This is a genomic window from Sphingobium sp., from assembly GCA_023266575.1.
GTDB lineage: Bacteria > Pseudomonadota > Alphaproteobacteria > Sphingomonadales > Sphingomonadaceae > Sphingobium.
On sequence record JAHFPV010000003.1, the window covers coordinates 171423 to 184387 of the forward strand.

Annotated in this window: 16 protein-coding genes; 12 read left to right on the forward strand and 4 right to left on the reverse strand. The window is 66.0% G+C overall.

What is annotated here, in order from left to right:
- Window positions 1-59: 59 nt before the first annotated feature.
- The 4 genes from Q0D44_RS05635 (at window position 60) to Q0D44_RS05650 (ending at window position 3486) form a co-directional block, all read left to right on the forward strand.
- Complete coding sequence (locus tag Q0D44_RS05635; protein ID WP_294133715.1) at window positions 60-458, forward strand: DUF983 domain-containing protein; 399 nt, start codon at window positions 60-62, stop codon at window positions 456-458.
- The gene (locus Q0D44_RS05640) at window positions 455-1090 is read left to right on the forward strand and encodes an SURF1 family protein (RefSeq protein ID WP_294133718.1); all 636 of its coding nucleotides are present in this window, start codon (window positions 455-457) and stop codon (window positions 1088-1090) included. Before Q0D44_RS05635 ends, Q0D44_RS05640 begins: the two co-directional genes overlap by 4 nt.
- A gap of 44 nt (window positions 1091-1134) precedes the next feature.
- Entirely contained in the window at window positions 1135-2535 is a 1401-nt protein-coding gene (gene thrC / locus Q0D44_RS05645) for a threonine synthase (RefSeq protein WP_294133721.1), read from the forward strand.
- Window positions 2536-2616: 81 nt separating this feature from the next.
- On the forward strand, window positions 2617-3486 hold the full coding sequence (locus tag Q0D44_RS05650) for a class I SAM-dependent methyltransferase (RefSeq protein WP_294133724.1): 870 nt from the start codon (window positions 2617-2619) through the stop codon (window positions 3484-3486).
- A 2-nt stretch (window positions 3487-3488) separates the two neighbouring features.
- On the opposite strand, the gene Q0D44_RS05655 is transcribed toward Q0D44_RS05650, so the two are convergent.
- Both Q0D44_RS05655 and Q0D44_RS05660 read right to left on the reverse strand, forming a co-directional pair.
- Entirely contained in the window at window positions 3489-4235 is a 747-nt protein-coding gene (locus Q0D44_RS05655; protein ID WP_294133727.1) for a glutaminyl-peptide cyclotransferase, read from the reverse strand.
- On the reverse strand, window positions 4232-4972 hold the full coding sequence (locus Q0D44_RS05660) for a folate-binding protein (protein WP_294133975.1): 741 nt from the start codon (window positions 4970-4972) through the stop codon (window positions 4232-4234). The genes Q0D44_RS05655 and Q0D44_RS05660 overlap by 4 nt, the downstream gene beginning before the upstream one ends.
- 149 nt (window positions 4973-5121) lie before the next feature.
- Between Q0D44_RS05660 and Q0D44_RS05665 the strand changes: the two genes are divergently transcribed.
- Entirely contained in the window at window positions 5122-6453 is a 1332-nt protein-coding gene (locus Q0D44_RS05665; RefSeq protein WP_294133730.1) for a dihydroorotase, read from the forward strand.
- Between the two features lie 127 nt (window positions 6454-6580).
- Here Q0D44_RS05665 and rarD read toward each other — a convergent pair whose 3' ends face one another.
- A complete protein-coding gene (rarD, locus tag Q0D44_RS05670; RefSeq protein ID WP_294133976.1) occupies window positions 6581-7447 on the reverse strand; it encodes an EamA family transporter RarD in 867 nt (288 codons plus the stop codon).
- Window positions 7448-7479: 32 nt separating this feature from the next.
- Entirely contained in the window at window positions 7480-7701 is a 222-nt protein-coding gene (locus Q0D44_RS05675) for a hypothetical protein (protein WP_119746088.1), read from the reverse strand.
- Between the two features lie 159 nt (window positions 7702-7860).
- Here Q0D44_RS05675 and Q0D44_RS05680 point away from each other — a divergent pair, with 159 nt between their 5' ends.
- The 7 genes from Q0D44_RS05680 to Q0D44_RS05710 all read left to right on the forward strand — a co-directional run bounded on the left by Q0D44_RS05680 (window position 7861) and on the right by Q0D44_RS05710 (window position 12965).
- Window positions 7861-8604 (forward strand): hypothetical protein, encoded by a 744-nt coding sequence (locus Q0D44_RS05680; protein ID WP_294133735.1) that lies wholly within the window; start codon window positions 7861-7863, stop codon window positions 8602-8604.
- A 124-nt stretch (window positions 8605-8728) separates the two neighbouring features.
- On the forward strand, window positions 8729-9115 hold the full coding sequence (gene crcB, locus Q0D44_RS05685) for a fluoride efflux transporter CrcB (protein ID WP_294133737.1): 387 nt from the start codon (window positions 8729-8731) through the stop codon (window positions 9113-9115).
- Window positions 9112-10539 (forward strand): RluA family pseudouridine synthase, encoded by a 1428-nt coding sequence (locus Q0D44_RS05690; RefSeq protein WP_294133740.1) that lies wholly within the window; start codon window positions 9112-9114, stop codon window positions 10537-10539. Before crcB ends, Q0D44_RS05690 begins: the two co-directional genes overlap by 4 nt.
- An 11-nt stretch (window positions 10540-10550) precedes the next feature.
- Complete coding sequence (locus tag Q0D44_RS05695) at window positions 10551-11210, forward strand: HAD-IA family hydrolase (protein ID WP_294133742.1); 660 nt, start codon at window positions 10551-10553, stop codon at window positions 11208-11210.
- Entirely contained in the window at window positions 11207-11461 is a 255-nt protein-coding gene (locus tag Q0D44_RS05700) for a hypothetical protein (protein WP_294133745.1), read from the forward strand. Before Q0D44_RS05695 ends, Q0D44_RS05700 begins: the two co-directional genes overlap by 4 nt.
- Window positions 11458-12153: an ATP12 family protein gene (locus tag Q0D44_RS05705; protein WP_294133747.1), complete on the forward strand. Its 696-nt coding sequence runs from the start codon at window positions 11458-11460 to the stop codon at window positions 12151-12153. The genes Q0D44_RS05700 and Q0D44_RS05705 overlap by 4 nt, the downstream gene beginning before the upstream one ends.
- A gap of 77 nt (window positions 12154-12230) precedes the next feature.
- The gene (locus Q0D44_RS05710) at window positions 12231-12965 is read left to right on the forward strand and encodes a hypothetical protein (protein WP_294133751.1); all 735 of its coding nucleotides are present in this window, start codon (window positions 12231-12233) and stop codon (window positions 12963-12965) included.

Consider the following 12965-nt stretch of genomic DNA (forward strand, 5'->3'; position numbering starts at 1 on the left):
AACGGCCGGGCTTGTCCCCGGCCGTTTTCTTTTGGGCCGCCGCCCGCTATGCCAGCCCCATGATAACCCCCGTTGAACCCGTCCGCCCCGCCGCGCCGCTTCTGGTCGATGCCGCGCGCGGTGCCTGCCCCAAATGCGGCGCGGCGACCATGTTCGACGGCCCGGTCCGATTCGCATCCAGCTGCCGCGCGTGCGGTCTCGACTATGTCCAGTTCAATGTCGGCGACGGCCCTGCTGCCTTCCTGACGCTGATTGTCGGCACGCTGATGGTGGTGCTGGCGCTGGCGCTGGAACTCAATCTCCACCCGCCGCTCTGGGTGCATATCCTGCTCTGGACGCCGCTCACCACGCTGGCCGTGGTCGCCAGCCTGCGCGTCGCCAAGGGCGCGCTGCTGACACTGGAATATCGCAACCGCGCGCGCGAAGGCCGCATCGTTGCCAAAGGCCCCGACGCATGAGCAGGGCGCGTATCCCCGTCATCCCGACCATCATCGTCGTGGCCGCCGTGCTGGTCATGATCGGCCTTGGCATCTGGCAGTTCCAGCGTCGCGCGGAAAAGGCGCAGGCGCTGCAACTGGCCGCCAGCAACCCGGCCCGTCCCCCGGTCGCTTTCCCGCAATTGCCGCCGGTATCGCCCGAAATATTGTTCCGCCCCTCGTCGGTCCAATGCCTGCGCGTTGTCGGCTGGCAGGTCGAGGCTGGCCGCGCCGCCGATGGCTCCACCGGCTATCGCCACATCGCCCAATGCGCCACCGGGGCGGAAGGACCGGGCGCTCTGGTAGCCCTTGGCGTGACGGAACGCCCTGACGCCAAGGTCGCCTGGACTGGCGGGCAGGTGGCAGGCTGGATCAGCGAGGAACCCGACCACCGCGCCCTGCTGACCCGTATCGGCGGCAAGGCCATGCCGCTGCGCCCGATGCTGATCGCGCGGACGGCACCTGCGGGCCTCAAACCCTCGGCCCCGCCCAGCGCCGCTGACGTCCCCAACAATCATCTCGCCTATGCGGTGCAGTGGTTCTTCTTCGCGATCGTCGCGTCGATCATCTATATTCTCGCCCTGCGCCGCCGCAACGCGCCCAAATCGCCCTAAACGCTTGCCGATAGGCGCGCGCATCGTTACCGCGCTTCCCCATCATGCAATATGTCAGCACCAGGGGTAGCGCACCGGCGCTCGGTTTTGAGGATGTCACGCTGGCGGGCCTCGCGTCCGATGGCGGGCTATATGTGCCGGAAAGCTGGCCGTCCTTCTCGCCCGACGACATTCGCGCCTTGTCGGGCCTCTCCTATGTTGAAACCGCTGTCCGGGTTATGGCCCCGTTCGTCGCCGGATCGCTCGATGAGACGGAACTGCGCGACTTGTGCCAAGCCGCCTATGGCCGCTTCAGCCATCAGGCGGTTGTGCCTTTGGTCCAGCTCGATCATCGCAACTGGCTGCTCGAACTCTTCCATGGCCCGACGCTGGCGTTCAAGGATGTCGCGCTTCAATTGCTCGGCCAGTTGTTCGAACGCTTCCTGTCGCGCCGCGACGATCACCTGACCATCGTTGGCGCCACCTCTGGCGATACCGGCTCGGCCGCGATCGACGCGGTGGCGGGGCGCGAGAAGATCGACATCTTCATGCTCCACCCCGAAGGCCGCGTGTCCGACGTGCAGCGGCGGCAGATGACCACCGTGCGCGCGCCCAACGTCCATAATATCGCGATCGAGGGCAGCTTCGACGACGCGCAGGCGATGGTGAAGCGGATGTTCAACGACGCTGATTTCAAGCGTCGCTTCAATCTGTCCGCCGTTAATTCGATCAACTGGGCGCGGCTGATGGCGCAGGTCGTCTATTATTTCTACGCCGCCGTGCGCCTGGGCGCGCCCGAACGCCCGGTCGCCTTCTCGGTCCCGACCGGCAATTTCGGCGATGTGTTCGCTGGCTATGTCGCGGCGAAAACGGGCCTGCCGGTCGCGAAACTGATCGTCGCGACCAACGTCAACGACATCCTTCATCGCGCGCTGTCGCAGGGCGATTACAGTCAGGGCCAGGTCGTGGCGACCGCTACCCCCAGCATGGACATTCAGGTCAGCTCCAATTTTGAGCGGCTGTTGTTCGACGCGGGCGGTCGTGACGGGCTGGCGCTGGCCGCACAGATGGGCGGCTTTGAAGCCACCCGCGCGATGCGCCTGACCAATGCGCAGCGCGAGGGCGCGGCTGGCCTGTTCACCTCCGCCCGGATCGACGCCGACGGCATGACCATGGCGATGCGCTGGGCCTATGACGCGGCGGGCCAGATCATCGACCCGCACAGCGCCATCGGCCTGGCCGCAGCGCAGGCGACCGATCTCGATCCGTCGATCCCGGTGGTCACGCTGGCGACCGCCCATGCCGCCAAGTTCCGCGACGCGGTCGAGCGCGCCACCGGCACCCGCCCGCCGCTCCCCGCCCGCGTCGGCGACCTGTTCGCGCGGGAGGAACATTATGTGAAGCTGCCCGGCACTTTCGAGGCGGTCACCGCCTATGTCGCCGAACGCGCGACCCCGCGCGGCTAACACCCCCCACCCGTTCGGTTCGAGCTTGTCGAGAACTGCGCGCATCCAGTTCTCGACAAGCTCGAACCGAACGGAGGTAGTGTGAATCTTCAAACCCTCATCGGCGAACCCTGGGCCGATTATGGCCTGATCGATTCGGGCCATGGCCGCAAGCTGGAGCGCTATGGCCGCTTCCGCTTCATCCGCCCAGAACCGCAGGCGATGTGGGCGCCCGCGACCGAAAACTGGAAGGCGGACGGCGAATTTGTGCCGGGCTCGGACGAAGAGGGCGGGGGCCGCTGGTTCTACGAAAAGCCGGTGCCTGCCGAGGGCTGGCCGCTCACATGGAAGGAAGTGACCTTCCAGTCGAGCTGCACCCCCTTCCGCCATCTCGGTTTCTTTCCGGACATGGCCCCGGTGTGGGACTGGATGCGCGAACGCACCGCCAACAAGCCCGACGCCGAAGTCATGAACCTGTTTGGCTATACCGGTGTCGGTACGCTCGCCATGTCGGCCAGCGGCGCGCGCATGGTCCATGTCGATGCCTCAAAAAAGTCGGTGGCGCAGGCCCGCGCCAACGCTGACCTGTCGGGCATGGCGGATCGCCCCGTGCGCTGGATCGTCGAGGACGCCGCCAAATTCGTCGCCCGCGAAGTCCGGCGCAACCGCCGCTATGACGGCATCCTCCTCGACCCGCCCAAATATGGCCGCGGCCCCGATGGCGAAGTCTGGCGTCTGGAGGAAGATCTTCCCGCGCTCATCGCCAATTGCCGCCAATTGCTCGACGCCGACAGCCGTTTCCTGTTCCTGACCGTCTATGCCGTCCGCATGTCGGCGCTGGCGATCGGCGAACTGCTGCGACAGGCCTTTGCCGACCTGCCGGGCGAGGTGGAAGTGGGTGAGCTGGCGGTGCGGGAGGAAGCGCGCGGCCTGCTGCTCCCCACCGCCATCTGGGCGCGCTGGAAGCGGTAAGCCTACTTCCCCACCTTGATCTCAAACAGCTTCGGCCAATATTTGCCGGTGATGAAAACCCGGTCCTTCGCCGCGTCATAGGCAATGCCGTTGGCCACCGCTTCGCTATCGCGCACCCCCGCCGCCTTCATCAGCGGCGCGACATCGATCCAGTCGATCACCGCGCCCGTCGCGGGATCAATCCGTGCGATCTTCGTCTCATACCAGATATTCGCCCAAATCTCGCCGCGCACATATTCCAGCTCATTGAGCCGCTCGACCGCACGCCCGTTCCACGTCACCGTGATGCGGCGCTGCTCGGCCAGCGTGTCGGGATCAAGGAAGCGCAACTGCGCGCTGCCGTCGCTCTGGATGATATGCCGCCCGTCCTGCGTCAGCCCCCAGCCTTCACCTGTATAGCGAAAATCCCCGACCGGCGCGAAATCGTCCAGCGTCCAGACAAAGCCCTGTCCATGCCGCCAGGTCAGGCTGATCAGTCGGTCGCCCCAATTAACGATCCCCTCGCCAAAATAGCGCGGCTCCAGCACACTCCGCTGGATCACCTTGCCATCCTTCAGCCGCACCTTGCGAATGTCCGACTGCCCTTCCAGCCCGGTGCTTTCATACAGCGCCCCGTCATGGAAAAAGAGCCCCTCGGTAAAGGCGGTGGAATCATGCGGGTAGGTTTTTACCAGTGTCCAGGGCGTGTCAGCGAGGGCCGGGGTGGCGAAGGCCAGCGCGCCCAATAGCGTGAGCAGCAGCCGTTTCATTCCGCCGCGGCCTGATCCGCAACCGCCGCCGCGAGCCAGTCGGGCAGGGTAGCCGGATCGAGCGTTTCCACCCGCCGCAACTCGATGGACAACCCCATGTCCGGCAACGCCGCCCGCTGTCTTTTCTCGTCGGCTTGCGCCAGCGGCACTGCGACCAGCCGCCGGTTCACCTTGGCGCGATAATGCATCCGCGCGGTATTCTCCTGCCCCACATAGCAGCCCTTGTCATAATCGACGCCGTTCAGTTCCCCGGCATTGGTTTCCAGCCAGAGCGTCTGATCCTGCCCCAACTCGCCAGCGCCCTCGAACACGCCTTGGCGGAGCCGATGCGCGCGAAATGCCGCCGCCGCGTCGCCATCCCCCGGCGCTGTAATCCAGCGATGCCCCAGCGCGGGCAGGCGCGGATCGCGCGGCCTGTCCGTCGCCTCCAGCGCCCAATGCACCGCCAGCGACTCATCGCGGGCAATCACGACCTTCCGCCGCAACCGATAGAGCGTCAGCCGCTTGGCTAGCGCATCGGCCTGCGCCGCCTCACAGTCGATCAGCACGTCATCGCCATCAGCCCACAACATCATGTCGAACAGCGCTTTCCCCTGCGCGGTCAGCAACGCGGTCCAGCGCGGCGCACCGGGTGCCAGCGTCAAAACATCGCGCGTCAGCAGGCCTTGCAGAAAGGGCCGCGCCTCCTCCCCTGAAATTCTGAGGATCGCGCGGTCGGTGAGGGTGGTGCCGGTCATCGGCTTTAGGTAGGACAGATGCACCCAATTACCAACCCGTTCGGGCTGAGCGAAGTCGAAGCCCTTGCCTGAACATCGTGAAGGCCTCACTGCGTTCGGCATGGCCCTTCGACTTCGCTCAGGGCGAACGGTTTTTCACGGAGCGCACCATGTCCGAAACTTTCGACCTGATCCTGAAGAACGGCACCATCCACACGCCGGGCGGCGCGGAGCAGGCCGATGTCGGCGTGCGCGGTGGCAGGATCGTTGCGATCGGCACGGGCCTTGGCGACGCGGGCGAAACCATCGACTGCACCGGCCTTGATGTCCTGCCCGGCTGCATCGACAGCCAGGTTCATTTTCGCGAGCCGGGGCTGGAGCATAAGGAAGATCTCGAATCGGGCAGCCGCGCTGCGGTGCTGGGCGGCATTACCGCCGTGTTTGAAATGCCCAACACCAATCCCAACACCGACACGGCCGAGCGGGTGCATGACAAGCTGAAGCGCGCGCACCACCGCATGTGGTGTGACCATGCCTTCTATGTCGGCGCGACGGCGGACAATGCCGAACATCTGCGCGACCTGGAACGCATCCCCGGCACCGCAGGGGTCAAGATTTTCATGGGCGCGTCCACCGGCAGCCTGCTGGTCGATGATGACAATGCGCTCGCCCGCGTGCTGGCCAGCGGCACCCGCCGCGTCGCCATCCATGCCGAGGATGAGACGCGGATGAACGCGCGCAAGGGCCATGCGCTGGCCGGCGACCCGTCGTCGCACCCGGTCTGGCGCGACGATGAAAGCGCGATGATCGCGACCAAACGCATCATCGGTCTGGCCCGCGCCGCGCGCCGCCGCATCCACATATTGCACATCACCACACCCGCCGAACTCGCCTATATCGGCCAGAACAAGGATATCGCGACCTGCGAGGTGACGCCCCAGCATCTGACGCTGGCCGGGGAGGAGGCATATCCGCGCCTTGGCACCTATGCTCAGATGAACCCGCCGATCCGGTCGGGCGCGCACCGCGATGGACTGTGGCACTGGCTCAATCAGGGCGTGCCTGATGTGCTGGGCAGCGATCACGCCCCCCATACGATCGAGGAAAAGGCCAAGCCCTATCCCACCAGCCCCAGCGGGATGCCAGGCGTCCAGACGCTGGTGCCGCTGCTGCTCAACCATGTGGCGGAGGGGCGGCTGACGCTGCGCCGCTTCATCGAACTGACCTCGTCCGGCCCGCAGCGCGTATTCGGGCTGGTCGGCAAGGGGCGGATCGCGCTGGGCTATGACGCCGACTTCACCGTGGTGGACCTGAAAAAGCGCTGGACCGTGGGCAGCGACTGGCTTGCCTCGCGCTGCAACTGGTCCCCGTTCGAGGGGATGGAGCTGACCGGCAAGGCGGTCGGCACCATCATCCGCGGCAATCGCGTGATGTGGGAAGATGCGCTGGCCAATGACGCGGTCGGTGAAGCCGTGCGCTTCGAGGCGACCGAATTTTCCTGACACCCACCTCCGTTCGTTTCGAGCGTGTCGAGAAACGCAAACACTGCGCCAACGTTTCTCGACGTAGTTTATCCTGAGCGCCTGCCGCAGGCGGGCAGTCGAAGGGCTCGAAACGAACGGGGATAAATTAAACCGTCGCCACCCGGTTCCGCCGCGCCATCCGCACGCCGTCGGTCGCAAACAGGATCAGCGCGATCCAGATGAGGCCAAAGCTCAGCATTTGGCCGTGGCTCAATGTCTCGCCGAACAGCACGACGCCGCAGAAAAATTGCAGCATCGGGGCGAGATATTGCAAGATTCCCAGCGTCGCCATGGGCAGCCGTTGCGCCGCCATGGCGAACAGCACCAGCGGCACCGTCGTCACTGCGCCGGAAATCACCAGCAGCGCGGTTGTCCCGGCATCCTGTCCGAAACTCACCCCGCCATGGCCCGCTTCCCAGATCAGGTAAGCAATGGCGGGCGGCGTCAGCAGCAGCGTTTCGACCCCCAGACCCGTCATCGGCGCGACAGGCGTAATTTTGCGCAACAGGGCATAAAAAGCAAAGCTGATCGCCAGTGTCAGGCTGATCCATAGCGTCGTCAGCGCCGCGGCCGCCAATATGGCAACACCCACCGCCGCCACGACGATTGCCAGCATTTGCGGTCGCCGCAGCTTCTCCTTCAACACCAGCACGCCCAGCGCAACATTGACCAGCGGGTTGAGGAAATAGCCAAGGCTCGTTGCGACGACATGCCCGTCATTGACCGCCCAGACATAGGTCAGCCAGTTGATCGCGATCATCAGGGCGGACCCGGCCAGCGGCATGATCAGCCGCCGGTCGCGCAACGCCGAGATCAACGGGCCCAGTCCCCTGCGCGCCGCCAGCAGTGTGACGATCAGCAGCAGCGACCACAAGACCCGCTGGGTGACGATCTCGACCGGATCGACATGATGTACCAGCCGAAAGAAGAGCGGCAGCATCCCCCAGATGACATAGGCGACAATCGCAGCGATCAGGCCATTGCGCGTATAATTGTGCGTCGGGTTCAGAAAATCCCCCCGCCCAGGAACAGCCGCAGCGCGCCGAACGCAGCGACGATCAGGCAGAAATTACGCCCGCCATTGCGCGAAGAGATCATGCCGATCACCGCCCCGAACAGTGCCATGGGCACCAGCAGCCAGTTCAATGCGCCCAGCAACGGAATGAAAGCGGGGATCATCAGGACCAGGGTGACAAGGCCGATAAAGCCGGATAATATATTTAGCATCCAGGTTTAATGGCCGTTCCGCCGCATGGCCACAAGGCAAACAGGCAGGCCAGTAAGCAGAAACTGGCCCGATGATGCGGAATTTTCCCGCGATTCACCAAAAGTCCTAACGAAAAATTAACCCGCACTCTTCATGCCTTGTTTACGAAGGAGTGCAGCATGGCGTTTTTCAGGTCCGTTTCCATCATCACGCTGACGCTGGCGCTCGCCGCCTGCGGCAAGGGGGACAAGGATGCCAGCCTCGCCGCGCTCGATGCGCAACTCACCAACAATGCGGTCGATCCGGCGCTGAAAGGCGCGCTGGCCGACCCGATCGTGGTCGATCCCCAGCTGGTCGGCCAGTCCAACCGCAACGCCGTGCGCCCAGCCGACCGCCCCGCCAATGGCGCGGTGCCGTTGCTTGGTGGCGACGCGGGTAAGGCGCAGGCCGCCGCGCTGCAACAGGCAGGCGGCAAGCTGCTCGCCACGCCCGCGCCCAGCGCAGGCGAGGCCATGGCATCGACCGTCACCTTGGGCGCAGTCGCCCGCGAACAGGCGTCGCGCAACGGCGGCAACGCCCATTGCAGCAAGCAGCTCGCTTACGGCATGGAATGGGCGCAGCGCCTGCCCGATCCCTTCACCCTCTATCCCGGCGCGCAACTGACCGAAGCGGCGGGCGCGGAACGCAATGGCTGCACCCTGCGCGCCGCCAGTTTCGTGACACCCGCGCCGCGGCAGGGCGTGATGGACTATTATTACACCATCGCCCGCCGCGCCGGTTATGAGGGCGAACATAAGATATTGGGCGGCGATCATGTGCTGGGCGGCACGCGCAAGGCCGATGGCAGCGCCTATTTCATCCTCTTCACCGACGCGCCGGGCGGCAAGACCAGCGTCGACATCATCGCCGACAACGGCAAATAGGCCCCAAATCCTCCCTGCGCCGCAGGCGTGGGGAGGGGGACCGCGCCCGCAGGGCGTGGTGGAGGGGCAATGGCGCGCAGATGCGACCTTTCCCCTTTGACGCAATCGCTGTAGGGGCAGCGGCATGACCAATATTTTCCTTGTTATGGGCGGTGGCGCGGTGGGCGCTGCGCTGCGCTACCAGCTGGGCCGTTTCCTGGGCGCGATGACGCCGGGTGCGACCTGGCCGTGGGGCACGTTCGCGGCCAATCTGATCGGCGGTTTCGCCATGGGTCTGCTGGCTGGCTGGCTGGCACGCGGCAGCCTGACGTCGGGTGAACCGATCCGGCTGCTGCTGGGCGTCGGCGTGCTGGGCGGCTTCACCACCTTCTCCGCCTTCAGCCTGGAAACATTGCTGATGATCGAGCGCGGCCAGATCATCGTCGCGCTGGCCTATGCGCTGGCATCGGTGATCGGCGCTGTCGTGGCGCTGGCGCTGGGCCTGTCGCTGATGCGGAGTGTCGTGGCATGAAGGGTCGTCCTCCTGGCAAGAGCGACGCCCCGCGCGGTCGCAAACCCGCTGCCCCCGGCAAACCCGCCGCTGGCAAAGCAGCGCCTGGCAAAGCCTTCGGCAAGCCAGCCGCCGGTAAATCCGCCCCCGGCAAGCCGACCGGCGCGCCCGGCCGCGCCCGTGGCGGCGCAAAGGCCGCGACCGCGCGCAAGGGGGAGGGCGGCAAGCCCGCCTTCAAGCCGCCCTTCAAGTCCGGCCCGAAAAAGCCCGCTGCCAAGCCCGCCGCCGCCAAGGCCGCACCCGTGGTGCAGGCCGCCGCACCCAAGCCATCGGCGGCCAAGGGCGTCTCGCTCGACGTGCGCCAGTATCGGGTCCAGCCCGACGATGACGGCATCCGCCTCGACCGCTGGTTCCAGCGGCATCTGCCCGATGTCGGCTTCAACATCGTGTCGCGCTGGTCGCGCACCGGCCAGTTGCGCATCGACGGCGCACGCGCCGCGCCGGGCGATCGCATCGCCGAGGGGCAGATGATCCGTGTCCCTCCCGCCGAAGCCAAGGCCGCGCCCTCCGAACGCCCCGCCAAGCGCGCGATGGTCATCGACCTGACCGAGGACGAGATCGCCTATGTGCAGGAAATGGTGATCCACCGCGACGCGCAGGCGATCGTCATCAACAAGCCGCCGGGCCTCGCCACGCAGGGCGGGACCAAGACGGACGAGCATGTCGATAAATTGCTCGATGGCCTCATCTTCAACGCCGAATCGCGGCCCAAGCTGGTCCACCGGCTGGACAAGGATACGTCGGGCGCTTTGCTGCTCGCCCGCTCCAGCCGCGCCGCCGCCCATTTTGCCAAGGCTTTTTCCAGCCGTACCGCGCGCAAAGTCTATTGGGCCCTGGTCATCGGCGTGCCTGCCATCGCAGACGGCATGATCGAGCTGCCGCTGGCCAAGCAACCCGGCACGGGCGGCGAAAAAATGCATGTCGATGAAGCCGAAGGGCTGCCCGCGCGCACCCGCTATCGCGTCATCGAACGGGCGGGCAACCGCGCCGCCTGGGTCGAGCTGCAACCCTATACCGGCCGCACCCATCAGTTGCGCGTCCATCTCGCCGCTATCGGCCACCCGATCGTCGGCGACGGCAAATATGGCGGCAAGGACAGTTTCCTGACCGGCACGATCAGCCGCAAGATGCACCTTCACGCCCGCCGCATCCGCGTCGATCATCCCGACGGTGGCCGGGTGGACGTGATGGCGGACCTGCCCGCCCATTTCGCCTCCAGCCTGGCCGATCTCGGCTTCGACCTCAGCCTCGGCGACATGCCGCTGGATGACGAGATCGACCGCAGCCCCACGCGCGAGGATGAAAAGAAGTTCGCGCGCCAGCACGCCAAGCAAGTGCGCAAGGACCGCAAGGGCGAACGGCGCTCGCGCGGCGGGGGCGAATAGGGACAGCGTCGATGCCTAACCCCCTGGTCGTGTTCGATTGCGACGGCACGCTGGTCGACAGCCAGCATAATATCTGCGCCGCCATGGCCCGCGCGTTCGAGGACGCGAAGCTTGCCGCGCCGGATCGCCTCGCCATCCTCTCGGTCGTCGGCCTTTCGCTGCCCCACGCCATGGCCCGGCTGCTGCCGGACGCGGAGGCGGATTTTCACGATCATCTCTCGGAGCGCTACAAGCTGGCGTTTCAGGCGATGCGGCGCGAAAATGCCGTGTCCGAACCGCTCTATCCCGGCATCGCCGATCTGGTGCATGACCTGGACCGCGCGGGCTGGCTGCTGGGCGTCGCCACCGGCAAGTCGGATCGCGGCCTGGCGCTCTGCCTCACCCATCATGGCCTGATCGACCGCTTCGTCACGCTCCAGACCGCTGATCGCCACCCGTCCAAGCCGCATCCCTCCATGCTGCTGACCGCCATGGCCGAAGCAGGAGCCGCGCCCGACACCACCGTCATGATCGGCGACACCAGTTTCGACATCGACATGGGGCTGGCGGCAGGCGTCCGCAGCATCGGCGTCGCCTGGGGCTATCATGCGCCGGACGAGCTGATCGCGGCAGGCGCGCAAGCCGTGGCCATGGACAGCGCGCAATTGCGCGGCCATATCGGCGCGCCATGACCGACTTTCCGCCTCCGCCCCCCGTTGATCCCGAAAAGATCGCCCGCCAGCGTCATTTCGCCATCGGCCTGTTCCGCCTGTCGGGTGCCTTCATCGTCATGTTCGGCTTCCTCGCCATCATGCAGCGCTTCACCTGGGTGCAGGGGGACAAGGCCAAGGCGTTCGGCGCGATCATGGTCATCGTCGGCTTGTTCCAGTTCATGATCGTCCCGCGCCTGATGCTGGCCCTGTTCAAGCGCACCAAGCCATGAAGCGCTTTTACAAGGACGTTGCGGTCGTATCCGCTGACGAAGGCTTTGCCATCCAGCTCGACACCCGCCCCGTCCGCACCCCAGCCCGCGCGCTGCTGGCGCTGCCCACGCCAGCGCTGGCCGATGCCGTCGCTGCCGAATGGCGCGCGCAGGGTGAGAGCGTCGATCCCGCCACCATGCCGCTCACCGGCCTTGCCAATGCCGCGATCGACCATATCGTCCCCAATCAAGCCAGCTTTGCCGCAGGGATCGCCCGCTATGGCGAGAGCGACCTGCTCTGCTACCGCGCCGATGCCCCGCAAACGCTGGTGGAGCGGCAGGCGGCAGCCTGGGAGCCACTGCTCGACTGGGCGCGGGCGCGCTATGACGTCGCCTTCGTCGTGACGCAGGGGATCTGGCCGGTCGACCAGCCCGCGCAGACGCTAACCCGGCTCGGCGCAGCGGTCGCGGCCTTCGATCCCTTCCTGCTCGCTGGCCTCTCCACGCTGGTCAACCTCAGCGGATCGCTCATCTGCGGCCTCGCCATTGTCGATGGCGGCCATGATCTGGGCGCCATCTGGCAGGCCGCAGAAATCGACGAGGCGTGGCAGATCGAACAATGGGGCGAGGATGCGCAGGCCGCCGCCCGCAACGCCCGGCGCGCCGCCGATTTTGCCATAGCTGGAGCGTTTTGCGCGATGAGCCGCCCCTGACCCTCTGGGAACCGGCCTGCGCCTTCGTTCATTGTCTTTGGGAACTGCTGACCGCAACGACCAAGGAGACCCTGACATTGGCCAAGACCGCCCTGATCGCTTTGATGAGCCTGTCCGCACCGCTGGCTCTTGCCACCCCCGTCCTGGCGCAGGACGCCCCCGCGACGGCTCAGGCCGCTCCCGCCGCCGCGCAGATGACCCCGGCCCAGATCGCCGCCTTCAACAGCGCGGTCACGGCCTTCACCGCCGGACAGGCGGCCCAGCAGGCGGGCGACAATGCCGGGGCCGTCGCCAAATATGACGCCGCGCTCCCCGCCATCCGCACCGCGGTAGAGGTGGACCCGTCGAAAATCGACAATGTCAATTTCCTCGCCAACGCCCTGTATACCGACGCCGCTGCCTATGGCGCGCTGGGCCAGATGGACAAGGTGATCGCGCTGTACGGCGAATCGGTGCCGCACTGGCGCAAGGTGGTGGAAGCCAAGCCCACGGATGCGGCCAGCCGCAACATATTGGCGGGCATATTGATCCAGATGGGTAACCAGAAACTCGCCGCCCAGGACAAGACGGGTTCCGCCCCGCTCTACACCGAAGCGCTGGTCCTGGCCCGAAAATCGGCGTCAGAAAATGCGGCGGACAAGGTGACGAAAAACATCCTCCTCTCCGCCCTCATCGGTGCAAGCCAGACCAGCACCGACACCGCGCTTCAGGCCGAAGCAGTGGCGCTCAGCAAGACGATGCTGGCCGATGGCTCGGTCGATGCGACCAATAAGCCCGCCGCCGAAGCGCTGACGGGCGCGAAGGCGGGGTAA